Source organism: Streptomyces sp. NPDC045695, assembly GCF_056432025.1.
This window is the reverse complement of sequence record NZ_JBWKJU010000011.1, coordinates 84154-110682: the sequence shown is the minus strand read 5'-3', so window position 1 is coordinate 110682 and position 26529 is coordinate 84154. Positions and strand designations below refer to the sequence as shown.

Here is a 26529-nt window from a genome sequence, read left to right as displayed (position 1 = left end):
GGCGGGCTCAGGCGTCGAGCACCCGGTCGAACTGCGTGGTGGTGTGGCGCAGGTGCGCGACGAGCTCGTCGCCGACCTTCGGCTCGGCCGCGTCCGAGGGCACGAACAGGATCGACACCTGCATGTGCGGGGGCTCGGCGAACCAGCGCTGCTTGCCCGCCCACACGAACGGCGACAGATTCCGGTTGACCGTGGCCAGACCCGCCCGGGCGACGCCCTTGGCGCGCGGCATCACGCCGTGCAGGGCCTTGGGGGCCTCCAGGCCCACACCGTGCGAGGTACCGCCCGCGACCACGACCAGCCAGCCGTCGGAGGCGGCCTTCTGCTGGCGGTAGCCGAACCGGTCGCCCTTGGCGACGCGCGTGACGTCGAGGACCGCGCCGCGGTACTCGGTCGCGTCGTGGTCGCCCAGCCACAGCCGGGTGCCGATGCGGGCCCGGAAGCGGGTCTGCGGGAACTGCTGCTGAAGCCGTGCCAGTTCCTCGGCCCGCAGGTGGCTGACGAACATCGTGTGCAGCGGCAGCCGGGCCGCGCGCAGCCTGTCCATCCAGCCGATGACCTCCTCGACGGCGTCCGAGCCGTCCGGGCGGTCCAGCGGCAGGTGCAGGGCGAAGCCCTCCAGCCGGACGTCCTCGATGGCCCCCTGCAGCTGGCCCAGGTCCTGCTCGGAGATCCCGTGACGGCGCATCGAGCTCATGCACTCGATGACCACCCGGGCACCGACCAGGCCGCGGACCCCGTCCAGCGAGGACACCGAGCGGATCACCCGGTCCGGCAGCGGCACCGGCTCCTCGCCCCGCCGGAACGGGGTGAGGACGAGCAGGTCGCCGCCGAACCAGTCCTTGATGCTCGCGGCCTCGTACGTCGTGCCGACGGCGAGGACGTCGGCGCCCATGCGGGTCGCCTCCTCGCACAGGCGCTCGTGACCGAAGCCGTAGCCGTTGCCCTTGCAGACCGGGACCATTCCGGGGAACTGGTCCTGGACCTGCTTCTGGTGCGCACGCCAGCGCGCGGTGTCGACGTAGAGCGTGAGCGCCATGGCCCGTCCGGCACCTTTCTCGATAACAGCGGGGATCAGGGGGATCAGCGGCGCGACATGTAGATGTCGAGCGCCTTGTGCAGCATCTTGTTGAGCGGGAAGTCCCACTCGCCGACGTACTCGACGGCCTCGCCGCCCGTGCCGACCTTGAACTGGATCAGACCGAACAGGTGGTCATTCTCGTCCAGCGTGTCAGAGATGCCGCGCAGGTCGTAGACGCTCGCACCGAGCGCGTACGAGTCGCGCAGCATGCGCCACTGCATCGCATTGGAGGGCCGGACCTCGCGCTTGTGGTTGGCGGAGGCGCCGTACGAGTACCAGACGTGCTGGCCGACGGTGAGCATCGTGGCGGCGGCCAGCGGCTCCCCCTCGTGCGTGGCGATGTAGAGGCGCATCCGGTTGGGGTCCTCGGAGTTGAGGGCCGTCCACTGGCGCTGGAAGTAGCTGAGGGGGCGCGGGCGGAACTTGTCGCGCTCGGCCGTGATCTCGTACAGGTGCTGCCAGGTCGGCAGGTCGTCGTAGCCGCCCTGGACGACCTCGACACCGGCCTTCTCGGCCTTCTTGATGTTGCGGCGCCACAGCTGGTTGAAGCCCTTGAGGACGTCGTCCAGCGAGCGGTTGGCCAGCGGGACCTGGAAGACGTAGCGCGGCTGCACGTCGCCGAAACCGGCGCCGCCGTCCTCGGCCTGCTGCCAGCCCATGCGGCGCAGCTTGTCGGACACCTCGAAGGCGCGGGGCTCGATGACCGAGGCCTCCACGTCACGCAGGCGCTTCACGTTCGGATCCTGGATGCCGGCCTTGATGGCGGCCGAGTTCCAGCGCCGGATGACGACGGGCGGGCCCATCTTCACGGTGAAGGCGCCCTGCTGCTTGAGGTGGGCCAGCATCGGCTGGAGCCACTCGTCCAGGTTGGGGGCGTACCAGTTGATGACCGGGCCCTCGGGCAGGTACGCGAGGTACCGCTTCACCTTGGGCAGCTGCCGGTACAACACGAGGGCGGCACCGACGAGTTCCTCGGACTCGTTGAACCAGCCGAGGTTCTCCGAGCGCCACTCGTTCTTCACGTCGGCCCACGCCGGGACCTGGCAGTGGCTCGCCGAGGGCAGGCTCTGGAGGTAACCCAGATGCTGCTCTCGGCTGATGGTCCTCAGGGACAGGCTCATGCGGGGCGTCTCCTCCGGCGGCTTCGCTGGCTATGGCGCGAAGCCTACTGCGACGGGGGCGCCACCCATCTGGGGGACGGGCCGCAGCCCGGGCCGGTCTGCGGCCGGCGCCCCGTCGCGGAGGGGCCCCCGTCAGCCCAGCCAGCCGCCGAAGAGGCCGCCGTGCGCCATCCCGAGGAAGAAGCCGAGGGCAGCGGCGCCAAGGCCGATGATCAGGGCAAAGCGCTCGCGTGTCGTGACCGAGACGAACTGTCCGTAGGCGCCGGTCAGGATGCCGACCAGCCCGGCCCACGAGCTGACCAGGTGCAGGTTGTGGAAGAAGGCCGTGACGAACGCCACGGCGCCGAGCACCAGCGTTACCGCCAGCAGGGTGTCCTGGAGCGGGTGGGGCTTGCCGTCGGTGGAGAGGAGGGAGATCTGGCGGGTCGTGGACTGGGGCCGCATTGCCTGTGCCATCGGAAGGCACCTCCTGGCTGAAGCTGAGCGGTGCTGCGGGCCGCCCCGGCGGGGGCCGGGGACCTAGCACCGAGCACACCCGATGGATACAGATTGTGGCCCTCTCCCGCCGGATTTCAACCGGAAGGAGTCGAGGAGGTAGTCTGTACAGCTGCGCGGTGTCTGCTTTCGGACACCGTGCGCACGCATCACGACCCTCCTGCCACGGAACGACCGTGGCCGCTGAGTCCAAAGGAGGTGGGTTCCACATGCGTCACTACGAAGTGATGGTCATCCTCGACCCCGATCTCGAGGAGCGCGCTGTCTCCCCGCTGATCGAGAACTTCCTTTCTGTCGTCCGTGAGGGCAACGGAAAGGTCGAGAAGGTCGACACCTGGGGCCGTCGTCGTCTCGCTTACGAGATCAAGAAGAAGCCCGAGGGCATCTACTCGGTCATCGACCTTCAGGCCGAGCCTGCGGTCGTCAAGGAGCTTGACCGACAGATGAACCTGAACGAGTCGGTTCTCCGGACCAAGGTCCTTCGCCCCGAGACCCACTGAACTTCGGTTCAGCGGTAATCGGGACCGAGTAGCACAGCAGCCCAGCAGCAATCCCCGCCGAGAGGTTCATCCATGGCAGGCGAGACCGTCATCACGGTCGTCGGCAATCTCGTCGACGACCCCGAGCTGCGCTTCACCCCCTCGGGTGCGGCGGTCGCGAAGTTCCGTGTCGCGTCCACCCCCCGCACCTTCGACCGTCAGACCAATGAGTGGAAGGACGGCGAGAGCCTGTTCCTGACCTGCTCGGTGTGGCGGCAGGCGGCGGAGAACGTCGCCGAGTCCCTTCAGCGAGGCATGCGCGTCATCGTGCAGGGCCGGCTGAAGCAGCGGTCGTACGAGGACCGTGAGGGTGTCAAGCGCACGGTCTACGAGCTGGACGTCGAGGAAGTCGGCCCCAGCCTGAAGAACGCCACGGCCAAGGTCGCCAAGACCACCGGTCGCGGTGGCCAGGGTGGGTACGGCGGCGGCGGTCAGCAGCAGGGTGGCGGCGGCGGTAACTGGGGCGGAGCCCCCAGCACCGGTGCCCCGCAGGGCGGCGGAGCTCCCTCCGACGACCCGTGGGCGTCCAGCGCGCCGGCCGGCGGCCAGCAGCAGCAGGGCGGCGGCGGGGGCGGTTGGGGCGCAAGCTCCGGCGGCTCCGGCGGTGGCTACTCGGACGAGCCGCCCTTCTAGGGCAGCTCGCACCCCCACTTCTTGATCACACAGGAGAGACACAATGGCGAAGCCGCCTGTGCGCAAGCCTAAGAAGAAGGTCTGCGCGTTCTGCAAGGACAAGACCGCATACGTGGACTACAAGGACACGAACATGCTGCGGAAGTTCATTTCCGACCGCGGCAAGATCCGTGCCCGCCGCGTTACCGGCAACTGCACGCAGCACCAGCGTGACGTCGCCACGGCCGTCAAGAACAGCCGTGAGATGGCGCTGCTGCCCTACACGTCCACCGCACGATAAGGAAAGGGTGACCGACTAATGAAGATCATCCTGACCCACGAGGTTTCTGGCCTCGGTGCCGCCGGCGATGTCGTCGACGTCAAGGACGGTTACGCTCGCAACTACCTGGTCCCGCGTGGTTTCGCGATCCGCTGGACCAAGGGTGGCGAGAAGGACGTGGCGCAGATCCGCCGCGCCCGCAAGATCCACGAGATCGCGACCATCGAGCAGGCCAACGAGGTCAAGGCCAAGCTCGAGGGCGTGAAGGTCCGTCTGGCCACCCGCGCGGGTGACGCCGGTCGTCTCTTCGGTTCCGTGACCCCGGCCGACATCGCCACGGCGATCGAGTCCTCGGGTGGCCCGAAGGTCGACAAGCGCCGCGTCGAGCTGGGCTCGCCGATCAAGACCCTCGGTTCGTACCAGGTCTCCGTGCGTCTGCACGCCGACGTGGCCGCGAACGTGGGCGTCGAGGTCGTCGCCGCCTAAGGGCTGCGCATGAAGGGCCGCACCCCTCGGGGTGCGGCCCTTCGTCGTGCCCTTCGTCGTTCCGAGGACCCGGTGATGTTTCACGTGAAACATCACCGGGTCCTCGGACGTTTCACGTGAAACATGAGAGCTCCTAGCGGGTGGCCCCCACGATCAGCCACCGGCCGGAGCGGGCGCGCAGCTGGAGGGTGAGCATCCGTACCAGCATCATGAGCGTCATGGCCCACCACAGCGTCGTCAGACCGCCGCCCATGACCGGGACGAGCAGCGCGGCGGGGGCGAACACGGCGAGGGTCAGCACCATGGCCCGGGCGAGGTACCGGCCGTCGCCGGCACCCATCAGGACACCGTCGAGGACGAAGACGATGCCGGAGACGGGCTGGGAGAGGGCGACGACGAGCAGGGCGGGCAGCAGGGCCGCCTCGACCGTCGGATCGCTGGTGAACAGGGGAATGAACACCGGCCGGGCCAGGACCACCAGAAGGCCGAGGAAGACGCCCGAGGCGATCCCCCACTGCACCATGCGGCGGCACACGGCCTTCGCGCCGTCGGTGTCACCCGCGCCCAGGTAGCGGCCGATGATCGCCTGACCGGCGATGGCGATGGCGTCCAGGGCGAAGGCGAGCAGGCTCCACAGGGAGAGCAGGATCTGGTGGGCCGCGATGTCGGCGTCGCCGAGCCGGGCGGCCACGGCGGTCGTGATCATCAAGATGGCACGCAGCGAAAGGGTCCGCACCAGCAGCGGTGCGCCGGCCTGGGCGCAGGCCCGGATGCCCGCGGTGTCCGGCCGCAGCGAGGCCCCGTGTCGCCGTGCCCCGCGCACGACCACGACCAGGTAGGCGGCGGCCATGGCGCACTGGGCGATCACCGTGCCCCAGGCGGAGCCGGCGATGCCGAAGCCCGCGCCGTAGACGAGGGCGGCGTTCAGCCCAGCGTTGAGGGCGAAGCCGCCGACGGCCACGTACAGCGGGGTGCGGGTGTCCTGGAGGCCGCGGATGACGCCGGTGGCGGCCAGGACCACGAGCATGGCCGGGATGCCGAGGGCGGAGATCCGCAGATAGGTGATCGCGTACGGGGCGACGGTGTCGGAGGCCCCGAAGAGGGAGATCAGCGAGGGCGCCGCGGGCAGCACCACGGCGATCACGGCCGCGCCCAGCAGGAGGGCGAGCCAGATGCCGTCCATGCCCTGCCGGATGGCCGCCGGGAGGTCGCCCGCCCCGACCCGGCGGGCGACGGCCGCGGTGGTGGCGTAGGCGAGGAACACGAAGACGCTCACGGCGGTGGTGAGCAGGGCGGCCGCGATGCCGAGGCCCGCCAGCTGGGGGGTGCCGAGGTGTCCCACGATGGCGCTATCGGCCATCACGAAAAGGGGCTCGGCGACGAGGGCGCCGAAGGCGGGGACGGCGAGTGCGAAGATCTCGCGGTCGTGCCGTCGCGGCCCGGCCTTGGGTGCGCGGAGGGCCTGGGTCATGCGTCCAATCTAATCTTCCACAGGTAATGGATGCAAGGCTATTTAGACTCTTACCAAAGCTGCGACTCGCGCAGTCCGTCCACCTCATTGGAGGCGATCTTGAGACAGTGGCCAAGATTTTTCTCTCCCCCAGCTCCCCAAACGGGAAAGCCCAGCTCAGGTGGGGTGCAGCAGGGGGTCAGGTGATTTTGTCCACAGCGTCGTCCCCCGGTCCGTACACAGCTTCTGGGGAGTTACCCACAGCATTGGCGCCGTCGTCCACATCTCATCCACACAGCCTGTGGATAACAAGATTGGCTGACGCCGCTCCCGGCCCTACCGTGGTGCGTTGCCCGACTCGTCGACAGACGGCTCGGGTGCCCCAAATGTCAGAGCCGTGTCGTAGAAGAGTGCCACGGCGAGGTCCGCGTTGCGGACGGGAGGAGGCGGCCCGGTGAGCATGCCCGAGCCCATGGACGACCCCTGGGCCGACAGCGGTCCGGGTGACCGTCTGCCCGCCCGTTCACGCCGCACCGGCGAAGGCCGCGGCCGCGGGGACGAACAGCACGACCGGGGCCGCGAGGGCGGATCCTGGGACGGCGGGGGCGGCGGTGGTGGCGGCTTCGAGCGCGTACCCCCGCAGGACCTAGACGCCGAGCAGTCGGTGCTCGGCGGCATGCTGCTCTCGAAGGACGCCATCGCCGATGTCGTCGAGGTCCTCAAGGGCCACGACTTCTACCGGCCCTCGCACGAGACGATCTTCCAGGCCATCCTCGACCTGTACGCCAAGGGCGAGCCGGCCGACCCGATCACCGTCGGCGCCGAGCTCACCCGGCGCGGGGAGATCAGCAAGGTCGGCGGGGCCTCGTACCTGCACACCCTGGTCCAGTCCGTGCCCACGGCGGCGAACGCCGAGTACTACGCGGAGATCGTCCACGAGCGCGCCGTCCTGCGCCGCCTGGTCGCCGCGGGCACGAAGATCACGCAGATGGGCTACGCCGCCGACGGCGACGTCGACGAGATCGTCAACAGCGCCCAGGCCGAGATCTACGCCGTCACCGAGCAGCGGACCTCCGAGGACTACCTGCCGCTGGGCGACATCATGGAGGGCGCCCTCGACGAGATCGAGGCGATCGGCTCCCGCAGTGGCCAGATGTCGGGCGTCCCCACCGGTTTCACGGATCTGGACTCGCTGACCAACGGCCTGCACCCGGGCCAGATGATCGTCATCGCCGCCCGTCCCGCCATGGGTAAGTCCACCCTCGCGCTGGACTTCGCCCGGGCCTGCTCCATCAAGAGCAACCTGCCGAGCGTGATCTTCTCCCTCGAGATGGGGCGCAACGAGATCGCGATGCGCCTGCTCTCGGCTGAGGCCCGGGTGGCGCTGCACCACATGCGCTCGGGCACGATGACGGACGACGACTGGACGCGGCTGGCCCGCCGGATGCCGGACGTCTCCGCCGCCCCGCTCTACATCGACGACTCCCCGAACCTGTCGATGATGGAGATCCGCGCCAAGTGCCGTCGGCTCAAGCAGCGCAACGACCTGTCGCTCGTGGTCATCGACTACCTCCAGCTGATGCAGTCGGGCGGCTCGCGCCGCCCCGAGAGCCGTCAGCAGGAGGTCTCGGACATGTCCCGAAACCTCAAGCTGCTGGCCAAGGAGCTGGAGGTCCCCGTGATCGCGCTCTCCCAGCTGAACCGTGGTCCCGAACAGCGCACGGACAAGAAGCCGATGGTCTCCGACCTGCGTGAATCGGGCTCGATCGAGCAGGACGCGGACATGGTGATCCTGCTGCACCGCGAGGACGCGTACGAGAAGGAGTCCCCTCGCGCGGGCGAAGCGGACCTGATCGTGGCGAAGCACCGTAACGGCCCCACGGCCACCATCACCGTGGCCTTCCAGGGCCACTATTCGCGGTTCGTGGACATGGCCAACACGTAGCATCCGATCATGGATGACCTTTCTGAGGACCGGGAACTTCTCCCTGCCACCCGGCGTGCGCTGCGGCACCGGATCGCCGTCGCACAGAGCGAGGGGCGGGCGCCGTCCGTGGTGGCGGCCGTCATGCGGGGCGGGGAGGTGGTCTGGGAGGGCTCCCGGACGTCGGTGGAGGGGCACGGCCCGGACGGGGACGTGCAGTACCGGATCGGGTCGATCAGCAAGACCTTCACCGCTGTTCTGGTGATGCGCCTGCGGGACGAGGGGCTGCTGAGCCTTTCCGATCCGCTGGAGCGGCACCTGCCGGGCACCGGCGTCGGAGCGGTGACCATCGCCCAGTTGCTCTCCCACACCGGTGGACTGGCGGCGGAGACGCCCGGCCCGTGGTGGGAGCGCACACCCGGCGAGCTGCGCCCCGAACTGGCCGACGTGCTCGGTGACGAGCCGTTCAAGCTCGCACCCGGCGGTCGGCACCACTACTCCAACCCGGGCTACACCCTGCTGGGTTCGCTCGTCGAGGCGCTGCGCGGCAAGCCGTGGGAAGAGGTCCTGCGGGCCGAGGTGCTGGAGCCCCTGGGGCTCGGCCGTACGAGTGGTCAGCCGCAGGCCCCCCACGCGGGCGGCTGGGCGGTGCATCCGTGGGCGGACGTGATGATGCCAGAGCCGCTGGAGGATCTGGGGCTGATGGCCGCGGCCGGTCAACTGTGGTCCACGACCAGGGATCTGGCGCGGTTCGCCGCCTTCCTGCTGCGCGGTGACGAGCGGGTCCTGAGCGAGGACTCGGTACGGGAGATGCGTACGTCGGCCGCGCCTCCGGAGCCGGGTTTGGCCGAGATCGGCTACGGGCTGGGGATGCAGCTGATGAGCGACGGCGTACGCAGGCTGGCGGGGCACAGCGGATCACTGCCCGGGTTCGTCGCGGGCCTGTGGCTGAGCGAGGGCGACGACGTGGCGGCGGTGGTCCTGGCGAACTGCACCTCGGGGCTCGCGGCCGCGACGGTGGCCGCGGACCTGGTGCGGATCGTCGCGGACGCCGAACCGGCCTTCCCGCGGCCGTGGCGGCCGCTGCGGGAGTCGGATCCGGTGGCGCTGGAGCTGTGCGGCCCTTGGTACTGGGGGACTTCGGCCCAGGTGGTGCGGCTGACCGCGGACGGGTCGCTGCTGCTGGCGCCGGTGGGCGGGAGCGGGCGGACGGCCCGCTTCCGGTCCGAGCCGGACGGCAGCTGGACCGGCCTGTCCGGCTACTACGCCGGCGAGACCTTGCGGGCCGTGCGGCGCGAGGACGGCTCGGTGAGCCACCTCGACCTCGCGTCCTTCGTCTTCACGCGGGAGCCGTACGACGCCCAGGCGCCGGTGCCCGGCGGGGTGGACCCGCAGGGCTGGCGTGGCATCGGCTGAGCACTAGTGCTGTGACCGGAAAGGTCCACCGGGTCGCGCCGCCCGGCACGGCACCTCGCTGCGTTGTCGGACCGCGCACGTACGTCCAGTACGAGCCGCGGGCCTCCGCCTTGCGATGCACCGCACCGGACACCACGACCCGGCGAACCTTCCCGGCCACAGCACTAGGCGACGAGTTCCCGTTCCAGCGGGGTGCGGAAGCGCGGGGTGATGCGGGCGTCGCCCACCCAGGAGGCGAGGCGGGCGGCCTCGGCCGCGATCGCCTGTTCGGCGCCGCGGCCGGGGCTGCCCAGCAGCCGCCACACGACCTCGCCGTCGGAGCGCTGGGCCCATCCGCCGACGATCTCGCCGTTCCACCACACGGTGGGGCCGATGTTGCCCGCGTAATCGAAGAGGACGGCCTTGTGTGCGGGGTCGAGGTGGAAGCCCCGGTCCGTCCAGCCCATGCCGGTGGGGTCCAGGGCCGGGAGCAGCGCGGCCCAGGGCTCCGGGGCCGGTTCGGGCCCGGTGTCCCCCGGACTGACGAGGGCGGTGCTGCCGTCTTCGAGCAGGACCTGGTCGGGGCCCACGGCGGCGAGGGCCTTGCGGACGTCGGTGAGGGTCCAGCCGGTCCACCACTTGAGGTCGGCTTCGGTGGCGGGGCCGTACGCGTGGAGCCAGCGGCCGGCGATCTCGGCGCGGGCCTCGGCGGCGGGTACGGGGGGCCAGGGCTCGGTGTGGACCCAGCGGTACTGGCTGGAGGTCCAGGAGCCGCGGGGCCGGTCGCGGCGGATCCGGCCGTCGGCGGCCAGCAGGCGGATGACACGGGTGGCGACCCCGGTCTGCGTCTCGTACTTCTTGCCGCGGCCGATGGTGATCTTCTGGCGCAGGGCGGGCACGGCGGCGGACAACTGGCTGCCGGTGGTGGGGCCGAGGGCGTCGAGCGCGTCGAGCGCGGCGGTCTCCGCCGCGGCCAGCCACCGGGCGTCGAGTCCCTGCCCGTCCTCGTCGAGGTGCTTGAGGAGGCTGCGGCGCTCCTTGACGGCGATGGCCCGGGCTGTGGAGGAGTCGATGTACGGGGCGAGTTCGGCCGAGACCGCGAAGAGCGTGTTGCGCATGCTGAGCAGCCGGACGAGGCTGACGTCCTCGTAGAGGGCCTGCTCGACTGCCGCGGGGCCGCCTGCTGTGAGCCGGGCGCGGGCGGAGAGGAAGACGGTCGCGGCGTCGGTGGCGTGCAGGGCGACGACGGAGTCCGCTGCCTCCACCACCGTGGCGGCTCGGGCCGAGGGGGCCAGGCGGTGGCGTCGGCCGAGCCGGTGGCGGCGCTCGGCGGTGGTGATCAGGGGGAGGCGGGAGCTCATTCTCCCGATCGTAGGCCGGGTCGCTCCCGCGGCGACCCGGCGTGCGGCGGACCGTCAGAGGTGCAGTTTGAATCCGACGTGGGACGCGGTGAATCCCAGGCGCTCGTAGAAGCGGTGGGCATCGGTCCGGGTCACGTCCGAGGTCAGCTGGACGAGGGTGCAGTTCTCTTCGCGAGACGTGTTGATGGCCCATTCGACGAACCGGCTGCCCAGACCGCTGCCGCGTTCGTCCGCGTGGACGCGGACGCCTTCGATGATCGAGCGGGTGGCTCCCTTGCGGGAGAGGCCCGGGACGATGGTCAGCTGGAGGGTGCCCACGACGCGGTCGGCGCGTACGGCGACGACCAGGTGCTGGTGGGGGTCGTCGGTCAGCCGCTTGAGTGCCGCGAGGTACGGGGTGAGGTCGTCCGGGGACTCGCGGGTGGCGCCCAGGGGGTCGTCGGCGAGCATGGCGACGATGGCGGGCAGATCGGCCTCGGTGGCGGGCCGGATCTCCAGCTCGGGGGTGTCGGTCATGGTGAGTTCCCTTTCTCAGCCTGCGGCCACGGTGAGTGGCGCCCAGCGACGGGTCCAGTCACCCGGCAGTGCGGGGATGCCGCGGGTCATCACGGCGTTGAAGGCGATGGAGTCGAGGCCGCGGCCCTTGAGCCAGCCGAGGAGCTCCTCGTGGCGGACGTCGACGTCGGTGCGCAGCGGCCGGTCGCCGGCCAGGGCGAGTGCGGTGATCAGGGACTGCGCCGTGCCGAGGTCGTGGGCGACCAGGGGGCCGATGACATGAGTGTCCATGTTGGGCCAGGCTGCGGCGTAGCCCGTGAGGGTGCCGTCGCCGGTGGGGTCCTCCGCCACGACCAGCTGGTCGGCGAAGGCGGGCAGCCGGACGATCATGTGGGTGCGGTCGGCGCCGAAGACCTCGGCGTCCAGACGCAGGATGCGCGGGAGGTCCTCGGCGGTGGCCGGGCGGACCCGGGACGCGCCGTACGTGCCGGGTGCGCCCTCGGGCCGGAAGACACCGCGGAGCATCTCGGCGCGGCCCGTGGTCTCGAAGCCGAGATCCTCGTAGAGGGGGCGGCCGTAGGCGGTGGCGTGCAGGGTGAGAGGGACGCCCTTGAGCACCTCGTCGCAGACGTGCGTCATCAGGCGGCGGCCCATGCCCTGGCGGGCGTAGCGGCCGGCGACGAGGACCATCCCGATGGCGGCGAGCTCCGGGCCCGCGTGGCCGTGACCGTACTGGGTGACGACACAGACGGCCGCGAGACCCCGGCCGTCCGGGGCGTCGACGCCATAGCCGTTTCCGGCGGCGAGCAGCAGGCCCCACTTGTGGTCCTCACGGGGCCAGCCACGATCTTCGGACAGGTCGGCGCAGTGGCGGAGATCGTCCACGGTGAGCGCTCGGATCGGCAGATCGGTGATGTGTGGTGGTGTCACCGACTCAGACTGGATCATCGACTGGGGTCCGTCCAGAGGATTTGGGCGGGGATGTTTCACGTGAAACACGTCCTCCCCCTGGAGGGCGGGCGGTCCGGGGATGTTTCACGTGAAACGTGTCGGTGTTTCACGTGGAACATCGTGTTTCACGTGAAACGGAGGAGCTAGCCTCGACCGCTATGACCCTCCTGCACCTCTTCGACCTCGACGGGACGCTGATGTACGGCTCGGCCGCGCCCGTCGAGATCTCCCGCCAGCTCGGTCTGGGCACCGAGATCGCCGCGCTGGAACGGGCCTTCGCCGCGCGGGAGATCGGCCCGCACCAGTTCTCGGTGGCGGCCCACGCGCTGTGGGCGGAGCTGACGCCCGCGCATGTCCGGGCGGCGTTCGACGGGGCTCCCTGGCTCGCCGGGATCCGGGACGTGTGGCAGGAGATCCGAGAGCGCGGGGACTACTGCGCGGTGATCTCCCTGTCGCCGTCCTTCTTCGTGGAACTGCTCCTGGAGTGGGGCGCGCACGCCGCGCACGGGTCACTCTTCCCCGAAGTGCCGTTCACCCGGCCCGTGGAGGCGCACGGGATCCTGACCCCCGAGGCCAAGGTCACCGTGGCGGACCGGCTGTGCGAGCAGTTCGGGGTGGGACGGAGCGACTGCGTCGCATACGGGGATTCGGCGACCGACGCGATGCTCTTCGAGGTGGTGCCGGTCTCGGTGGCGGTCAACGCGCGCCCTCATCTGGCGGAGCGTGCGACCCACATCTACGAGGGCCGGGATCTGCGGGAGGCGTACCAGCTCGTAGGGGCGGCACGCCAGGGAGTTGAGGCATCTTAAGAGGAAAGTGGGTTCGAAACGCCGACTTTCGTCATTCCCCCACAGGTATCCGAGTGGGCTGGCAGGCTGTGAAACCTGGAACCACGGATTCATAGGCCGTGGCGCGTGCAGACCGACCAAGATGCTCGAAGCGAGGCACCACATGGACGCTCCGCCCACCAGCTCGGCCAGAGGGGGGACGGACCGGATACCCGCCGGGGGCGGCGCGACCGATCCCTCACCGGACGCCGTGCTCATCCGCCGGACCCTCGCGGAGATCGCACCCGTCGCCGACAGGATGACCTCGTACTTCTACGCCCTGGTGTTCACCGGACACCCGGAAATCCGCGGCATGTTCCCCGCCGCCATGGACACCCAGCGCGACCGGCTGCTGAAGGCGCTGCTGACCGCCGCCGAACACATCGACGACCCGTCCGTGCTCGTCCCCTACCTGAGCCGACTGGGCACCGGGCACCGCAAGTACGGGACGATGGCCGGGCATTACCCCGTGGTGGGTGAGGCCCTCCTCGGAGCGCTGGCCCGGTACGCGCAGGACTGGGGGCCGCAGACCGAGGCCGCGTGGGTGCGCGCCTACACCCTGATCTCCCAGACCATGATCGACGCGGCTGCGGAAGACGAGGCCAGGGCTCCGGCGTGGTGGTACGCGGAGGTGGTCTCCCACGACCTGCGCACCCCGGACATCGCGGTCCTGACCGTCCGCCCCGATCAGCCGTACCCCTTCCTGGCCGGCCAGTACACGAGCGTGGAGACCCCGTGGTGGCCGCGGGTGTGGCGGCACTACTCCTTCGCCTCGGCTCCGCGCGCCGACGGACTGCTGTCCTTTCACGTCAAGGCCGTCCCGGCGGGATGGGTCTCCACCGCGCTCGTGCGCCACGCCCGCCCGGGGGACGTGCTGCGCCTCGGACCGCCGGCGGGCTCGATGGTGGTGGACCACACCACGGACAACGGCATGCTGTGCCTGGCCGGGGGCACCGGTATGGCCCCGATCAAGGCGCTGATCGAGGACGTGGCGGAACACGGTCAGCGACGGCCGGTGGAGGTGTTCTTCGGGGCGCGCAGCGACAGCGACCTCTACGACAAGGACACGATGCTGGGGCTGCAGCGCTCGCATCCGTGGCTGTCGGTGCGTCCGATGGTCGGTGACGGGCTGGCCGGGCAGCTGCCGCAGGCGATCGGCGCGCACGGGCCGTGGAGCTCGTACGACGCGTTCGTCTCGGGGCCGCCCGCGATGATCCGCAGCGGGGTGGACGAGCTCTTGCGGATCGGGATTCCCGGCGAGCGGATCCGCCACGACGCGGTGGAGGAGTTGGCGGGCATCGCCGGGTGAGACCGGCGGGCCGCCCGCCGGCCCCCACTCGTCGCCTCAGCCGAGGTCGGAGGCGTGCATGGCGCGTACACCCTCGATGTTGCCGTCGAGGTAGTGCCGCAGGGACAGGGGGACCAGGTGGACGGCGGCGATGCCCACCCTGCTGAACGGGACGCGGACGATCTCGTACTCGCCCTCGGGCTCGTCGATCTCGGGGCCGTGCCGAAGGTTCGGATCCATCGATTCGAGGCGGCAGACGAAGAAGTGCTGCACCTTCACGCCGGTCACTCCGCCGTCGGCGATGTGCTCGACGGTGTCGACGAAGCAGGGCACCACATCGGTGATCTTCGCGCCGAGTTCTTCGTCGACCTCCCGGTGGAGGGCGTCGACCACGGTGGCGTCCGAGGGCTCCACGCCGCCGCCGGGGGTGAGCCAGTACGGATCGAGGCCGGGCTTGGTGCGCTTGATGAGGATCAGGTCGTCACCGTCGAGCAGGATCGCGCGGGCGGTGCGTTTGACGACGGGACGTTCGGTCATGGGAGAAGAGTGGCCCACCGCTCCGCTTCTGAAACGCGCCACGAGGCGAAAAGAGAAGCTCACCAGCGCGAGGCGGCCTCCAGCAGCCAGTCGCGGGCCCTGGAGAGGTGGGTGAGGGAGAGGCTCCCCGTGCGTACGACCAGGAACCAGGTGCGCAGGGGCGGCACCGGCGGCTCCATCAGGGCCACGATCCGGCCCCGGTCGAGCGCCTCCTGGCACAGGTACCGCGGCAGGACGGCGAGTCCGGCACCGGCCAGGACGCATTCCAGTACGGCCCGCAGGTCGGGCGCGACCACGGTGGCGGCCATGGATTTGGTGTCCGGCGCGGTGTCGAAGACGGCGGCCCAGTAGCGGGTGACGAGCGGCAGGCTCTCGTGGACCTCGACGAGCGGGATGCCGTCGAGAGCGGCGGGACCCGGGGCGGGACCCCCGTGGCGCAGCCGGTCCGTGTCGACGAGGCCGGCCCAGTAGGGCGCGGCGACCAGGACGTGCTCCTCGTCGCACAGAGCGGTGGCGGTGAAGAGGCCTCCGCGTGGCTGGGCGGTGGTGACGACCAGGTCGTGGTGGCCGGCGGCGAGGCCGTCCAGGGCCGCCTCGGCGCCGGTCTGCAGGGTGGAGCGCAGGGTGTGGCCGCGGCCTACGAGGGGTGCGAGGGCGGGGAGCACGCGCAGGCACAGGAATTCGGGGGGGCCGGCGACGTGCAGGGTGCGTAACGTGCCGGCGGCGTCCCGCTCGGCCTCGGTGATCCGCAGCAGCGCGTCGAGGTGCGGGGCGGCCTTGTGGGCGAGCTCGTCGCCGACGGCGGTGGGGGTGACGCCGCGGGCCCGGCGCAGGAAGAGCGGGCGCCCCAACTGGCGTTCGAGGGTGCGGATCTGCGAGGTCACGGCGGGCTGGGACAGCCCCAGCAGGGCGGCGGCGCGGGTGAACGAGCCGGCGCGGTGGACGGCGACGAAGGTGCGCAGCAGGGCCAGGTCCATCGCGGCACCTCTCGGTGGGGGCCTTCCACTATAAATATGCCGATGGCCTCCTGTCGTTACCGTGATTGGACTCTGACGCAGGGTCAACTAGCCTTGACGTGTGGTTCTTCGCGCGGAACCCGGGGCGGTCCGAGCCACTAGGGGGGAGGCTCGGACCGCCCTTCCACGCTCCGGTCAGCCCTGCTGACCCGCGAGATCAAGGGCCCGCAGGACGTCCGCGACCAGGTCCTCGATGTCCTCGGCCCCGGCGGAGAAGCGGATGAACCCCTCCGGCACGGCGTCGCCGCCCCAGCGACCGCGCCGCTCCGCGGTGGACCGTACGCCTCCAAAACTCGTGGCGTCCTCGACCAGGAGCAGGCCGGCCAGGAACCGCTGCGCGTGGGCGCGGTCCGGCAGGGTGAAGGAGACCACCGATCCGAAGCCCCGCATCTGGCGGGCGGCCGTCTTGTGGGACGGGTCCGTCGCCAGGCCCGGGTAGCGCAGCCCGGTCACCTCGACGCGGTCGGCCAGCGCCTCCGCGACGGCCAGCGCATTGGCCCACTGACGCTGGGCGCGCAACTGGAGGGTGGCCAGGGAGCGGTGGGCGAGCCAGGCCTCCATCGGGCCCGGGATGGCGCCGACGATCTTGCGCCAGCGCCGGACCTGGGCGGCGCGTTCCGGATCGCGGCAGACGACGTAGCCGAGCAGCAGGTCACCGTGGCCGGTGAGGCCCTTGGTGCCGCTGGCCACGGAGAAGTCGGCCCCGAGCTGGAGGGGCCGTTGCCCCAGCGGGGTGGCGAGGGTGTTGTCGACGGCGACCAGGGCCCCGGCGGCGTCCGCGGCGGCCGCGAGGCGACGTACGTCGCAGACGTCGAGCCCGGGGTTGGACGGGGTCTCGATCCACAGCAGCCGGGCCCCGTCGAGGACCGTGAGCTGGGCGTCTTCGCCGGTCGGAGCGGTGCGCACCCGGATCCCGTACGCCTCCAGCTGCTCCCGCACCAGCGGCAGCGCCTGGTAGCCGTCGTCGGGCAGGACGACGGTGTCACCGGTGCGCGCCTGGGACAGCAGGACGGCGGAGATCGCCGCCATGCCGGAGGCGAAGACGATCGTGTGCACGTCCTCGCCGGGGGCCTCCAGTTCCCCGATGGCCCGTTCCAGCAGGGTCCAGGTGGGGTTGGTGTCGCGGCCGTAGGTGTACGGACCTTCGACGTCGCCCGGGAGGTGGAAATGGGCGGCGAAGACCGGTCCGGGCAGCGCCGGCTCGTTCTTGACGGGTTCGGGCAGTCCGGCGCGGACGGCGCGGGTGCCGTCGCCCCGCCCGTCCTTGGGCCGGCGGCCGGCCGGCTCGCTGGGTCCTGCCGGTCCGGCTGCTCCGGTGGTGTGTTCGTTCACGCGGTGTGCTCCTTCAGTGCGAGTGCGCGCAGGTCCCGCAGGTGCCCGGCGTCCAGCGCGATGACGAGGTCGAGGCGGGCGAACCAGGAGGACCGTAACTGCCGGGCCCGGTGGTCCTGCGCGTAGCCGGCGGCCTCCAGGACCGAGACGGCGCGCGGGTCGGCGCCGTCGCCCTCGTGCCAGCCGCCGGTCCCGGCACTCTCCACCTCGACGAGGGTGTCGAGTCCGGCCCGTGCGACGTGGGTGCGGAAGACGGACTCGGCCATGGGCGAGCGGCAGATGTTGCCCGTGCAGACGAAGCACACGCGGTACATGGGTGGCCCGGTCAGTTCTTGTCGGGCAGGACCATGTTCACGGCCCAGGAGACGATGGAGATGATCAGGCCGCCGACGACCGCGGTCCAGAAGCCGTCGACGTGGAAGCTGAGGTCGAGCTCCTTGGCCAGCCAGGAGGTCAGGAGCAGCATCAGGGCGTTTACGACCAGGGTGAACAGGCCGAGCGTGAGGATGAACAGCGGCAGCGAGAACAGCTTCACCACCGGCTTGACGATGAAGTTGACCAGGCCGAAGACCAGCGCGACCAGGAAGAGGGTGAGCGTCCGGCGGCCCAGGCTGCTGCCGTCGTCGAGGGTGATGCCGCCGAGGAGCGCGATGGCGACGGCCAGGGCCGCAGCGTTGGCGAGCGTCTTGACTACGAAATTCGTCATGTGTCTGATCGTGGCAGAGAAGATCCCGGTGGGACATCCGCAGATCAGCGGATGCGGCGGCACGATCGAGTACAAGGGGCACAACCACGATGAAAGCCTTCCGGCTTGACGAGCTCGAAGCGGAACGGGCCGCGAACGACGGGGCCTATCTGCAGTTCCTGCGCGAACGGAACATGTCGGTCGGGCTGTACGCGCTGGAGGCGGGGCAGAGCGATCCGCAGCAGCCGCACCGCCAGGACGAGGTGTACTTCGTCGTGAGCGGGCGGGCCTCGATCACGGTCGGGGAGGAGACGACCACGGTGGCGCGCGGCAGCGTGGTCTACGTCCCCGCGGGCGTCCCGCACAGGTTCCACCACATCAGCGAGGACCTGAGGGTGCTGGTGGTGTTCTCCCCGCCGGAGGGCTGATCGGGGGCGCTCGCGTGAGGTCGGCGCCCCGGCTCCCCTAAGGGGCGGATCAGGGGTGTGCGGGGGCTGGCGGGCCCCCGCACGGGACCGCGGGCTCCTAGCATCGAGAGCAGGAAGTCAGGCACGACGACGAAGAAGAAGAGGTCGAGGACATGGACGGGATCCGAGGGACATTCGCGGGCATGCCCTGGTGGGTGAAGTGGGTCGCCGTTCCACTGCTGGCGCTGTTCGTCTTCGGCGGGGTGATCACCAGCATCCTGGGCGCGCTGATCGGGTTCGTCTTCAAGCTGCTCCTCTTCGTCGGCCTGGTCGCCGGCCTGATCTTCGTGGTGAAGAAGGTCGGCGGCGGTGGTTCGAAGTCCTCCGCCGGTGAGTGGTAGAAGCCGAGGAGCCCAAGGCGTGTAAGAGGCGTGAGAGGCGTAAGGGGCGTAAGAGGGGTGTACGGGGACCAGCCGGGCTCTTTCGGGATTAAGCCAGATGAGCGAACATGAGCCGCTAAACGGATCAGGCCTCGGGAATCGGCGGATAGAGTCGCAATCTGTGCCGTTCCCCTGGGCACCGCAAGCCCGGTAACACCGCTCTGACCTGCGGTTGTCCTGACCAGTCGACCGAGCAAGACCCCCAGGAGCCACGGCATACGCGGGGGCGGCCCCCGCAGGGCGGGCCCCACGGGTTCGCCGCCACACCTGGGGGTGAGCTTTGGCTTCGGTTCACAATGCCGGTGTGCCGACCCTGATCGGTTCGGTGCAAAGGGCACTGAGGCTGCTCGAAGCAGCGGGGTCCCATAGCGAGGGAGCTCCGGCCAAACAGCTGGCGCGTGAGGCCGGGCTCCCGCTTCCCACCGCGTACCACCTGCTCCGCACCCTGACGCACGAGGGCTATCTGCGCCGGGAGGGCGGCGTCTTCGTCCTGGGCGCCGCCGCGTGGCGTCTCGCCGGTGGTGGGCTTCAGCAGAAACGTCGCAGCATGATCCTCGACTCCCTCGCGCACTTCCGCGACGCGGTCGGGGCCCCCGTCTACTTCGCGGTCTACCGCGAGGGTGAGATCGAGGTCGTGGGCGTCTCGGACACCCCGTCCCGTCCGGCCTGCGAGGAGTGGGCGGATTTCCGCGCGACCGGCCACGCGCACGCCATCGGGCAGTGCCTGCTCGGCCAGCTCGACGAGAAGACGCGCAAGGACCATTACGACCGTCACCCGGTCGAGGCCGTCACCCCTCATACCGTGCGGGACCAACGGTCCCTGGAGCACCGGATCGGGGCCCTGGGGCGAATGCAGCCGGTAATCGAGCGTCAGGAATATGCGCTTGGCACGGTCTGTGCGGCGATCCCCATCACAGCGGCCGATACCGCCGCAACGATGGCCATTTCTCTCCCCCTGCACGAGCAAGAGCGATTGCTCTATGTAGTCAATCGACTACGGAGTGAAGTAGGCGCGCTGTTGAGCACCCTCTCGTTCTCTATCAGTATCTGAAAACTCACTCCTTGTGATCTGCTAGCGCTTCCACCACTCTTGTCAAGAGGTCCCTGGGGGACATTCCTGGCCACTTCCACTACAACGGGGTAGGCAATGCGCGAGTCGGTACAGGCAGAGGTCATGATGAGTTTTCTCGTTTCCGAGGAGCTCTCGTTCAGAATTCCGGTAGAACTCCGGTACGACGCTCGTGATCCCTACGCGGTCCGCCTGACCTTCCACCTTCCCGGAGATGCGCCCGTGACCTGGGCGTTCGGCCGGGAACTCCTCCTGGACGGCATCAACAAGCCGTGCGGTGACGGCGACGTGCACATCGCACCCACCGATCCCGAGGACCTGTCGGATGTCCACATCCGGCTCCAGGTCGGCAGCGACCGGGCCCTGTTCCGCGCCAGCGCGGCGCCGCTCGTCGCGTTCCTCGACCGCACCGACCGGATCGTTCCGCTCGGTCAGGAGCGGAACCGGGGCGACTTCGAGGAGAACCTCGACGAAGCGCTCGACAAGATCCTGGCCGCGTCGCGGCAGAACGAGCAGAACGCCGGCTGACCCCGCCGCCCCCGGCCGCCGCCCCCGGCCGCCGCTCCCGGACCGCCGCCCCCCGCCTTCGCGCAGCCGTCAGCGCTTGCGCCGCCGGCCCCGGCCCCCGCGTACCGGCCCCGAGGCCGACCCGGCGGCCGGGGATCCCGGCCGGTCGGCGGAGACCACCAGCGCGGCGAGCGCCGTGGTCACCGGGACCGAGGCCACGAGGCCGATCGAGCCCACGAGGGTCCGTACGATCTCCTCCGCCACCAGCTCGCTGTTGGCCACCGAACCCATGCTGCTGTTCGCGATCGAGAACAGCAGGAGAAGCGGCAGAGCGGCACCCGCGTAGGCGAGCACCAGGGTGTTGACCACCGAGGCGATGTGGTCGCGTCCGATCCGGATGGCCGCCCGGTACAGTCCGCGCGGCCCCATCGACGGGTCGGCCTGGTGGAGTTCCCACACCGCCGACGTCTGGGTGACCGTCACATCGTCGAGCACGCCCAGGGATCCGATGATCACACCGGCGAGCAGCAAACCGCTCATGTCGATGTCCGGGTAGAGCCCGTGGATCAGTCCGGTGTTGTCGTCGGTGTTGCCGCTGAGGAACGCCCACCCGATGAACAGCGAGCCCAGCAGCCCGATCAGCAGCAGCGAGACGAGTGTGCCGAGCACGGCGACCGAGGTACGGGCCGTCAGGCCGTGGCACATGTAGAGCGCGATCAGCATGATGGCGCTCGCGCCGATCACCGCCACGACCAGCGGGTTCGAGCCCTGCAGGATGGCCGGGAGGATGAAGAGCGTCAGCACGCCGAAGCTGACGACCAACGCGATCAGTGCGAACAGCCCGCGCATCCGCCCGACGAGCACGACGGCGAGGGCGAAGATGCCGGCCAGCAGCGCCATCGGGAACTTGCGGTTCACGTCGATCACCGAGTACTGGAGGTCGCGCGGGGCGTCCGGAGCGTACGCCACCACCACCTCCTGGCCGTCCGTCAACTGCCGAGGGGCGCCCGGCTGGACGATCTCCACGAAGGTGCGTCCCTTCTCCGGGCCGCTGCCGATCTCGATGGTGGCCTTCTTGCACTCACCGGTCTGCGCGGCCTGCGCCTCACGCCCCTCGGGGGTGGAGGTGTCGCCCGTCGGCGGAACCTGCGCGGCGTTCACGGATTTGCAGTCGACCCGTGCGAGCGAGACGACCTTGCCCTGCTGGGTCTGCCGGTCGAAGCCGACCCCCGTGCGCTCGTGGGCGGGGGCGCCGCCGGGCCAGAGGACGGCCATGCCGACGAAGACGGCGGTGGCGAAGGGGATCAGTACGGCCGCGATGACCTTGCGCAGGTGCTTCGACACAGGGGCCGCCGGACCGTGACCATGGCTGTGCCCGTGAGCATGTCCGTGTCCGTGTCCGTGTCCGCTTCCGTGCCCCTGCCCGTGGCCGTCCGCATGACCGGAGGCGTGCCCGGGACCTGGGTGCTCCTGGCCGGTGTGGCCAGCGGGCTCGGTGGGATCGGTGGGGGGCTGCGGCGAGGTCGTCACCAGCAGATCATCGCAAGAGATGAGGGGGCCCACTGTTCAGCACGCCATGGATGACGCTAGCGTGGGGGCTACTTTGCACAACGCGGGAGCTCGGAGCACCGGGCTGAGAGGACGCTGATCACCGTACGCGCATCACGGATGCGTACGGGAAGAGGCTGCGTCGACCGCCGAACCTGTTACCGGGTAATGCCGGCGTAGGGAGATCAGGTCTCATGACCATTCAGGACGACGCACGCACGCCTGCCGTCAGCCAGGACGCCGACGGCCAGACCGAGCGCCAGCCGGGCTGGCACAAGGGATACCTGGCGGGCTCCCGCCCCGACCTCCGGGTGCCGGTCCGCCAGGTCCACCTCACCAACGGCAAGGACGTGACGCTGTACGACACGTCCGGGCCGTACACCGACCCGCAGATCGAGACCGACGTGCGCCGCGGCCTCGCACCGCTGCGCGAGAACTGGATCATCGGCCGCGGTGACACCGAGGAGTACGCGGGCCGTCCCGTGCGCCCCGAGGACGACGGCATCAAGCACACCTCGCCCCGCGGCGGGCTGAAGAACCTCGACGCGGTCTTCCCGGGCCGCCCGCGCCAGCCCCGCCGCGGCCGTGGCGGCGCCGCCGTCACGCAGCTCGCGTACGCCCGCCGGGGCGAGATCACCCCGGAGATGGAGTACGTCGCGATCCGCGAGAACGTCTCCCCCGAGGTCGTGCGCGAGGAGATCGCCGCAGGCCGGGCCGTTCTTCCGGCGAACGTGAACCACCCCGAGATCGAGCCGATGATCATCGGCAAGCGGTTCCTGGTGAAGGTCAACGCCAACATCGGCAACTCGGCCGTCACCTCCTCCATCGAGGAGGAGGTCGACAAGATGACCTGGGCGACCAAGTGGGGCGCCGACACGGTCATGGACCTCTCGACGGGCCGCAACATCCACACCACCCGCGAGTGGGTCCTGCGCAACTCCCCCGTCCCGATCGGCACCGTGCCGCTCTATCAGGCGCTGGAGAAGGTCGACGGCCGCGCCGAGGACCTGACCTGGGAGATCTACAAGGACACGGTCATCGAGCAGGCCGAGCAGGGCGTCGACTACATGACGGTCCACGCCGGCGTGCTGCTGCCCTACGTGCCGCTGACCGCCCGCCGCAAGACCGGCATCGTCTCGCGCGGTGGCTCGATCATGGCCGCGTGGTGCCTGGCGCACCACAAGGAGAACTTCCTCTACACGAACTTCGAGGAGCTCTGCGAGATCCTGGCGTCCTACGACGTCACGTACTCGCTCGGCGACGGCCTGCGCCCCGGTTCCATCGCGGACGCCAACGACGCGGCGCAGTTCGCGGAGCTGAAGACGCTCGGCGAGCTGAACACGATCGCCAAGCGCCACAACGTCCAGACCATGATCGAGGGCCCGGGCCACGTCCCGATGCACAAGATCAAGGAGAACATCGACCTCCAGCAGGAGATCTGCGAGGAGGCGCCGTTCTACACGCTCGGCCCGCTCACCACAGACGTCGCGCCCGCGTACGACCACATCACCTCGGGCATCGGCGCCGCGATGATCGCCTGGTGGGGCACCGCGATGCTCTGCTACGTCACGCCCAAGGAGCACCTGGGCCTGCCCAACCGGGACGACGTGAAGACCGGCGTGATCACCTACAAGATCGCCGCGCACGCCGCGGACCTGGCCAAGGGGCACCCCGGTGCCCAGGAGTGGGACGACGCGCTGTCGGACGCGCGGTTCGAGTTCCGCTGGGAGGACCAGTTCAACCTGGCCCTGGACCCGGACACGGCCCGCGAGTTCCACGACGAGACCCTTCCCGCCGAGCCGGCCAAGACCGCGCACTTCTGCTCCATGTGCGGTCCGAAGTTCTGCTCGATGAAGATCTCGCAGGACATCCGCCGTGAGCACGGCGGGGACCTGAAGGCCGACGAGATCCAGGCCGGCATGGCGGAGAAGTCCGCCGAGTTCGCGGCCTCCGGCAACCGGGTCTACCTGCCGCTGGCCGACTGAGCCACACCCGAACAGGACCGGCCCGCACCCGAGGGGGGAGGAGCGGGCCGGTCCGGCGTGCGCCGGCGGTCTGGTATTTCGTACGCCGGTCAGGCGACGACCCGGTAGTCCGGGCCCAGCTTGGCCCGCGCGAACGCGAGGTTCTCGGCGACCCGTTCGCGCTGGGTCTCGGGAAGCGCGTCCGACTGGAGGAGGCGCTCGCAGCAGTCCAGGCACTCCTGGTACGCGCCGACCCAGTAGGCGGCGACCGCGAGTTCGTCGAGCGCCCGCCACTCGTACCAGTCGAACTCGACGAACAGGATGTCGTCGGGGCGCGGGATCCGCACCGCCTGCCGGGCGAACATGTACGCCAGCGGCCAGCGGCCCTCGTTGCGGCAGAGGCGGGCGAGATCGCCCAACGCCTCGGCGCGTGAGGGGCGGCTCTCGTGCGCGCGCAGGTAGCGGTCCATCACCTCGGCCGACGGCCTCTTGAGACGGGCCGCGAGCCGTGCCGCGTAGAGCCGGGCGCAGAAGGCCTCCTCGGCGAAGCCGCCCATGCCGGCCCGGAGGTCGTAGGCGGTGAGGGACTTCTCCGGTTCTCCCGCGTCGCGCCAGCTCTGCGCCAGGTAGAACGCGTAGCGGGCGTTGTCTGGTTCCTTGATCAGCCCCTGCCGGAGGATCTCCGCGTCCCGGAGGTATTTCTCCCGCTCGCCGCCTTCGCCGAGGCGCGATCCGCCGCCGACGACGAGGATATGGGCGCCTTCGAGGGTTCCTTGGCTGAACCGGTCCTCGCAGTCGAGGTACTCGTGGAGTACGCCGACGTATTTCCACGGCAATCGCGTGGAGACCAGGGCGGGCCGCCAATGGATGACGGGCCGGTGGTGCACGGCGACGCTATAGGCGTCGAGCGTCAGTTCCGGCATGTGAAAGCCGGGCTGTACCTCCATCATGTCGTCGGCGTCGAGGAACAGCAGGTAGTCGGCGGTGGGGCGGGCGAGGTCGATCGCCTCGTTGCGGCTGCCGTCGAATCCCTTCCACGGCCGCTCGTGCAGAACACCGGGAAGATCACTGAAGAATTCCCGGATGATCTCCTGGGTTCCGTCCGTCGAACCGGTGTCCACGATCACCCAGGTGTCGATCAATGGGCGTACCGATTCGAGGCAGCGCCGGATGACCGGGGCCTCATTCTTGACGATCATGTTCAGGCAGACCGTTGATTTCAAGGTTCCCATCCACTGTAGTGATGAAAATGACCTTGGGGCGACCGTAGGCATCCGTGTAATGCCGTGCAAGGAAGCTCGACCGCGGGGGCGGGGGCCGGGTGGTGTCCGGCAGGGGATGAGGGGCCATTGGCGTGGTACTACTCGTCCGATAAGTGGACTTATGGGTGAGGCCTCCCGTCGCTCGCGGCGGTGATCCCCACGATGACCGAGGTGGTCCGGGAGGCCCCGGACATCGTGCGATCCCGGTTTCGAGAAGGAGTGGTATGAACCCCGACAACAGGTCCAGGTCAACCCTCGGTCCACTGCCCAGGCGCAGCGGCTGGCTGACCGGTGGAACGCTCGCCTCACTTGCCTTGGTGATGGTGGGCGTCGCCAGCCCGGTCTTCGCCACGGCTCAGTCGATCCAGGCGGCCGAGAGGGTCAACGCGGCGAGCCCCAGAGGGGTGGACCACTGCCCTCCGCACCAGCATGACCACAACCCGGACCACGGTCCGGATCAGGATCCGAACTTCGACCCGGACCACGATCCGGAGAACGACCCGGACTACAACCCGGACGAAGACCCGAGGACCGCCGACGCCCAGGCCGGCGCGCCGGTCGGGGACGACAGGTGTGAGGAGGGCAGGCCCGGCGCCACGGGTGCAACGGGTGCCACGGGTGCCACGGGTGGCAGGGGTGCCACTGGTGCCACGGGTGCGACGGGTGCGACGGGCGCCCCGGGTACTGACGGCGCGCCCGGTGCGACGGGTGCGACGGGTGCCACTGGTGCGACCGGGGCGACGGGTGCCACGGGTGCGGACGGTCTGGACGGCGCTCCGGGCGCGACGGGTGCGACGGGTGCCACCGGTGCGACCGGGGCGACGGGTGCGGACGGTCTGGACGGCGCTCCGGGCGCCACCGGTGCCACCGGTGCCACGGGTGCGACGGGTGCCACCGGGGCGACCGGTGCCACGGGTACGTCCGGTCTGAATGGCGAGGACGGAGCTACCGGCGCCACCGGCGCGACGGGTGCCACGGGTGCGACCGGCGCCGGGTGCAACTCCATCGACAGCTTCGCGCCTTCGACCTCCGTGTCGTTCAACGCCGTTCTCACGAACGGCATCGCCTACGTCGGCCGCTCGAGCACGACCGGAGGTGCGCCCGTGTGGCAGGACCTCACCAACGCGGACAATCCGGGATTCCCCGTCGGCAGGGCCTGTGGCATCTCGATCATCGACCAGGGGAACAACTCCTTCGTCAGGGTCTTGACCACGGACGGCCGCGTCTACCAGACACACGGTGACACCAACGGCACCAACTTCACCTGGGACGAGGGGTGGGTCGAACTGCTGCCGGCTCCCACTCCCGGAACCCTCCGCGGCAAGGACTTCAAGGGTGACCTGATGCGCGGAGCCGCCCGGAACCGCCTCCCCTAGGGGCGGGCACTCCGGCTCACGTGCGGGCCGGGCGCATCCCTGACGGGGATGCGCCCGGCCCTTTGCGTGGGGTCGCGCGCG

The 26529-nt window shown here is 70.1% G+C and carries 27 protein-coding genes and 1 pseudogene; 14 read left to right on the top strand and 14 right to left on the bottom strand.

Translation table 11 applies throughout. From position 1 onward, the window contains the following. Positions 1 to 7: 7 nt before the first annotated feature. The 3 genes from AC07DU_RS20545 to AC07DU_RS20535 all read right to left on the bottom strand — a co-directional run bounded on the left by AC07DU_RS20545 (position 8) and on the right by AC07DU_RS20535 (position 2658). On the bottom strand, positions 8 to 1039 hold the full coding sequence (locus AC07DU_RS20545; protein WP_360904668.1) for an alanine racemase: 1032 nt from the start codon (positions 1037 to 1039) through the stop codon (positions 8 to 10). Positions 1040 to 1083: 44 nt separating this feature from the next. After that, positions 1084 to 2202 (bottom strand): lipid II:glycine glycyltransferase FemX, encoded by a 1119-nt coding sequence (locus AC07DU_RS20540; protein WP_361938767.1) that lies wholly within the window; start codon positions 2200 to 2202, stop codon positions 1084 to 1086. A 132-nt stretch (positions 2203 to 2334) separates the two neighbouring features. Continuing rightward, positions 2335 to 2658: a hypothetical protein gene (locus tag AC07DU_RS20535; RefSeq protein ID WP_479029308.1), complete on the bottom strand. Its 324-nt coding sequence runs from the start codon at positions 2656 to 2658 to the stop codon at positions 2335 to 2337. Between the two features lie 248 nt (positions 2659 to 2906). On the opposite strand from AC07DU_RS20535, the gene rpsF reads away from it, so the two are divergent. The 4 genes from rpsF (at position 2907) to rplI (ending at position 4614) form a co-directional block, all read left to right on the top strand. Continuing rightward, the gene (rpsF, locus tag AC07DU_RS20530; RefSeq protein ID WP_004950685.1) at positions 2907 to 3197 is read left to right on the top strand and encodes a 30S ribosomal protein S6; all 291 of its coding nucleotides are present in this window, start codon (positions 2907 to 2909) and stop codon (positions 3195 to 3197) included. 72 nt (positions 3198 to 3269) lie between these two features. Then, positions 3270 to 3869 (top strand): single-stranded DNA-binding protein, encoded by a 600-nt coding sequence (locus AC07DU_RS20525; RefSeq protein ID WP_366866113.1) that lies wholly within the window; start codon positions 3270 to 3272, stop codon positions 3867 to 3869. A 43-nt stretch (positions 3870 to 3912) separates the two neighbouring features. After that, positions 3913 to 4149 carry a 30S ribosomal protein S18 gene (gene rpsR / locus AC07DU_RS20520; RefSeq protein ID WP_005315025.1) on the top strand — a complete coding sequence of 79 codons (237 nt, stop codon included), beginning with the start codon at positions 3913 to 3915 and terminating at the stop codon, positions 4147 to 4149. Positions 4150 to 4167: 18 nt separating this feature from the next. Further along, positions 4168 to 4614, top strand: a complete 447-nt coding sequence (rplI, locus tag AC07DU_RS20515; protein ID WP_360902748.1) for a 50S ribosomal protein L9 — start codon at positions 4168 to 4170, stop codon at positions 4612 to 4614. 133 nt (positions 4615 to 4747) lie between these two features. Here the strand turns inward: rplI and AC07DU_RS20510 are convergent, their stop codons facing one another. Further along, positions 4748 to 6085 (bottom strand): MATE family efflux transporter, encoded by a 1338-nt coding sequence (locus AC07DU_RS20510; protein ID WP_479112772.1) that lies wholly within the window; start codon positions 6083 to 6085, stop codon positions 4748 to 4750. A gap of 451 nt (positions 6086 to 6536) precedes the next feature. On the opposite strand from AC07DU_RS20510, the gene dnaB reads away from it, so the two are divergent. Both dnaB and AC07DU_RS20500 read left to right on the top strand, forming a co-directional pair. Then, on the top strand, positions 6537 to 8009 hold the full coding sequence (dnaB, locus tag AC07DU_RS20505; protein ID WP_360902760.1) for a replicative DNA helicase: 1473 nt from the start codon (positions 6537 to 6539) through the stop codon (positions 8007 to 8009). A 9-nt stretch (positions 8010 to 8018) separates the two neighbouring features. Further along, a complete protein-coding gene (locus AC07DU_RS20500) occupies positions 8019 to 9404 on the top strand; it encodes a serine hydrolase domain-containing protein (RefSeq protein WP_479112770.1) in 1386 nt (461 codons plus the stop codon). 164 nt (positions 9405 to 9568) lie between these two features. On the opposite strand, the gene AC07DU_RS20495 is transcribed toward AC07DU_RS20500, so the two are convergent. From AC07DU_RS20495 to AC07DU_RS20485, 3 genes are read right to left on the bottom strand one after another with little or no spacing between them, the layout of a single operon-like run. Beyond that, entirely contained in the window at positions 9569 to 10744 is a 1176-nt protein-coding gene (locus AC07DU_RS20495; protein WP_479112768.1) for a winged helix DNA-binding domain-containing protein, read from the bottom strand. A gap of 54 nt (positions 10745 to 10798) precedes the next feature. Further along, positions 10799 to 11260 (bottom strand): GNAT family N-acetyltransferase, encoded by a 462-nt coding sequence (locus AC07DU_RS20490; RefSeq protein WP_360902736.1) that lies wholly within the window; start codon positions 11258 to 11260, stop codon positions 10799 to 10801. A gap of 15 nt (positions 11261 to 11275) precedes the next feature. Further along, positions 11276 to 12169 (bottom strand): GNAT family N-acetyltransferase, encoded by an 894-nt coding sequence (locus AC07DU_RS20485; protein WP_479112766.1) that lies wholly within the window; start codon positions 12167 to 12169, stop codon positions 11276 to 11278. A 179-nt stretch (positions 12170 to 12348) separates the two neighbouring features. Here AC07DU_RS20485 and AC07DU_RS20480 point away from each other — a divergent pair, with 179 nt between their 5' ends. Further along, entirely contained in the window at positions 12349 to 12999 is a 651-nt protein-coding gene (locus AC07DU_RS20480; RefSeq protein WP_360902730.1) for an HAD family hydrolase, read from the top strand. A gap of 121 nt (positions 13000 to 13120) precedes the next feature. After that, positions 13121 to 14326, top strand: a complete 1206-nt coding sequence (locus AC07DU_RS20475) for a globin domain-containing protein (protein WP_479112764.1) — start codon at positions 13121 to 13123, stop codon at positions 14324 to 14326. 36 nt (positions 14327 to 14362) lie between these two features. Here the strand turns inward: AC07DU_RS20475 and AC07DU_RS20470 are convergent, their stop codons facing one another. From AC07DU_RS20470 to AC07DU_RS20450, 5 genes and pseudogenes are all read right to left on the bottom strand, one after another. After that, positions 14363 to 14842 carry an NUDIX hydrolase gene (locus AC07DU_RS20470; RefSeq protein WP_360902724.1) on the bottom strand — a complete coding sequence of 160 codons (480 nt, stop codon included), beginning with the start codon at positions 14840 to 14842 and terminating at the stop codon, positions 14363 to 14365. A 59-nt stretch (positions 14843 to 14901) separates the two neighbouring features. Then, positions 14902 to 15819 (bottom strand): LysR family transcriptional regulator, encoded by a 918-nt coding sequence (locus AC07DU_RS20465; protein WP_479112762.1) that lies wholly within the window; start codon positions 15817 to 15819, stop codon positions 14902 to 14904. 174 nt (positions 15820 to 15993) lie between these two features. Continuing rightward, the gene (locus AC07DU_RS20460) at positions 15994 to 17190 is read right to left on the bottom strand and encodes a cystathionine gamma-lyase (RefSeq protein ID WP_479112760.1); all 1197 of its coding nucleotides are present in this window, start codon (positions 17188 to 17190) and stop codon (positions 15994 to 15996) included. 17 nt (positions 17191 to 17207) lie between these two features. Beyond that, a pseudogene (locus AC07DU_RS20455) lies at positions 17208 to 17504 on the bottom strand (low molecular weight protein-tyrosine-phosphatase); the annotation flags it as partial. Between the two features lie 11 nt (positions 17505 to 17515). Continuing rightward, positions 17516 to 17896, bottom strand: coding sequence for a phage holin family protein (locus AC07DU_RS20450; RefSeq protein ID WP_360902712.1), 381 nt, complete (start codon positions 17894 to 17896; stop codon positions 17516 to 17518). Positions 17897 to 17985: 89 nt separating this feature from the next. Between AC07DU_RS20450 and AC07DU_RS20445 the strand changes: the two genes are divergently transcribed. The 4 genes from AC07DU_RS20445 (at position 17986) to AC07DU_RS20430 (ending at position 20319) form a co-directional block, all read left to right on the top strand. Beyond that, complete coding sequence (locus AC07DU_RS20445) at positions 17986 to 18303, top strand: cupin domain-containing protein (protein ID WP_360902709.1); 318 nt, start codon at positions 17986 to 17988, stop codon at positions 18301 to 18303. Positions 18304 to 18455: 152 nt separating this feature from the next. Further along, positions 18456 to 18683, top strand: coding sequence for a DUF5326 family protein (locus AC07DU_RS20440; protein WP_360902706.1), 228 nt, complete (start codon positions 18456 to 18458; stop codon positions 18681 to 18683). 319 nt (positions 18684 to 19002) lie between these two features. Continuing rightward, positions 19003 to 19773, top strand: a complete 771-nt coding sequence (locus AC07DU_RS20435; protein WP_479112758.1) for an IclR family transcriptional regulator — start codon at positions 19003 to 19005, stop codon at positions 19771 to 19773. Positions 19774 to 19869: 96 nt separating this feature from the next. Next, complete coding sequence (locus tag AC07DU_RS20430; RefSeq protein ID WP_479112756.1) at positions 19870 to 20319, top strand: SsgA family sporulation/cell division regulator; 450 nt, start codon at positions 19870 to 19872, stop codon at positions 20317 to 20319. Positions 20320 to 20388: 69 nt separating this feature from the next. Here AC07DU_RS20430 and AC07DU_RS20425 read toward each other — a convergent pair whose 3' ends face one another. Further along, positions 20389 to 21861, bottom strand: a complete 1473-nt coding sequence (locus tag AC07DU_RS20425) for a YibE/F family protein (protein ID WP_479112754.1) — start codon at positions 21859 to 21861, stop codon at positions 20389 to 20391. Positions 21862 to 22040: 179 nt separating this feature from the next. Between AC07DU_RS20425 and thiC the strand changes: the two genes are divergently transcribed. Next, complete coding sequence (gene thiC / locus AC07DU_RS20420) at positions 22041 to 23831, top strand: phosphomethylpyrimidine synthase ThiC (protein WP_453370714.1); 1791 nt, start codon at positions 22041 to 22043, stop codon at positions 23829 to 23831. An 89-nt stretch (positions 23832 to 23920) separates the two neighbouring features. On the opposite strand, the gene AC07DU_RS20415 is transcribed toward thiC, so the two are convergent. After that, entirely contained in the window at positions 23921 to 25009 is a 1089-nt protein-coding gene (locus AC07DU_RS20415) for a tetratricopeptide repeat protein (protein WP_479029289.1), read from the bottom strand. Positions 25010 to 25296: 287 nt separating this feature from the next. Between AC07DU_RS20415 and AC07DU_RS20410 the strand changes: the two genes are divergently transcribed. Continuing rightward, entirely contained in the window at positions 25297 to 26448 is a 1152-nt protein-coding gene (locus tag AC07DU_RS20410; RefSeq protein WP_479112752.1) for a hypothetical protein, read from the top strand. The last annotated feature ends 81 nt before the right edge of the window (positions 26449 to 26529 follow it).

Coding starts and splice junctions, on each gene's coding strand:
- AC07DU_RS20545 (WP_360904668.1), bottom strand. CDS start 1,039: ATGGCGCTCACGCTCTACGTCGACACCGCGCGCTGGCGTGCGCACCAG.
- AC07DU_RS20540 (WP_361938767.1), bottom strand. CDS start 2,202: ATGAGCCTGTCCCTGAGGACCATCAGCCGAGAGCAGCATCTGGGTTAC.
- AC07DU_RS20535 (WP_479029308.1), bottom strand. CDS start 2,658: ATGGCACAGGCAATGCGGCCCCAGTCCACGACCCGCCAGATCTCCCTC.
- rpsF (WP_004950685.1), top strand. CDS start 2,907: ATGCGTCACTACGAAGTGATGGTCATCCTCGACCCCGATCTCGAGGAG.
- AC07DU_RS20525 (WP_366866113.1), top strand. CDS start 3,270: ATGGCAGGCGAGACCGTCATCACGGTCGTCGGCAATCTCGTCGACGAC.
- rpsR (WP_005315025.1), top strand. CDS start 3,913: ATGGCGAAGCCGCCTGTGCGCAAGCCTAAGAAGAAGGTCTGCGCGTTC.
- rplI (WP_360902748.1), top strand. CDS start 4,168: ATGAAGATCATCCTGACCCACGAGGTTTCTGGCCTCGGTGCCGCCGGC.
- AC07DU_RS20510 (WP_479112772.1), bottom strand. CDS start 6,085: ATGACCCAGGCCCTCCGCGCACCCAAGGCCGGGCCGCGACGGCACGAC.
- dnaB (WP_360902760.1), top strand. CDS start 6,537: ATGGACGACCCCTGGGCCGACAGCGGTCCGGGTGACCGTCTGCCCGCC.
- AC07DU_RS20500 (WP_479112770.1), top strand. CDS start 8,019: ATGGATGACCTTTCTGAGGACCGGGAACTTCTCCCTGCCACCCGGCGT.
- AC07DU_RS20495 (WP_479112768.1), bottom strand. CDS start 10,744: ATGAGCTCCCGCCTCCCCCTGATCACCACCGCCGAGCGCCGCCACCGG.
- AC07DU_RS20490 (WP_360902736.1), bottom strand. CDS start 11,260: ATGACCGACACCCCCGAGCTGGAGATCCGGCCCGCCACCGAGGCCGAT.
- AC07DU_RS20480 (WP_360902730.1), top strand. CDS start 12,349: ATGACCCTCCTGCACCTCTTCGACCTCGACGGGACGCTGATGTACGGC.
- AC07DU_RS20475 (WP_479112764.1), top strand. CDS start 13,121: ATGCTCGAAGCGAGGCACCACATGGACGCTCCGCCCACCAGCTCGGCC.
- AC07DU_RS20470 (WP_360902724.1), bottom strand. CDS start 14,842: ATGACCGAACGTCCCGTCGTCAAACGCACCGCCCGCGCGATCCTGCTC.
- AC07DU_RS20465 (WP_479112762.1), bottom strand. CDS start 15,819: ATGGACCTGGCCCTGCTGCGCACCTTCGTCGCCGTCCACCGCGCCGGC.
- AC07DU_RS20450 (WP_360902712.1), bottom strand. CDS start 17,896: ATGACGAATTTCGTAGTCAAGACGCTCGCCAACGCTGCGGCCCTGGCC.
- AC07DU_RS20445 (WP_360902709.1), top strand. CDS start 17,986: ATGAAAGCCTTCCGGCTTGACGAGCTCGAAGCGGAACGGGCCGCGAAC.
- AC07DU_RS20440 (WP_360902706.1), top strand. CDS start 18,456: ATGGACGGGATCCGAGGGACATTCGCGGGCATGCCCTGGTGGGTGAAG.
- AC07DU_RS20430 (WP_479112756.1), top strand. CDS start 19,870: ATGCGCGAGTCGGTACAGGCAGAGGTCATGATGAGTTTTCTCGTTTCC.
- thiC (WP_453370714.1), top strand. CDS start 22,041: ATGACCATTCAGGACGACGCACGCACGCCTGCCGTCAGCCAGGACGCC.
- AC07DU_RS20415 (WP_479029289.1), bottom strand. CDS start 25,009: ATGATCGTCAAGAATGAGGCCCCGGTCATCCGGCGCTGCCTCGAATCG.
- AC07DU_RS20410 (WP_479112752.1), top strand. CDS start 25,297: ATGAACCCCGACAACAGGTCCAGGTCAACCCTCGGTCCACTGCCCAGG.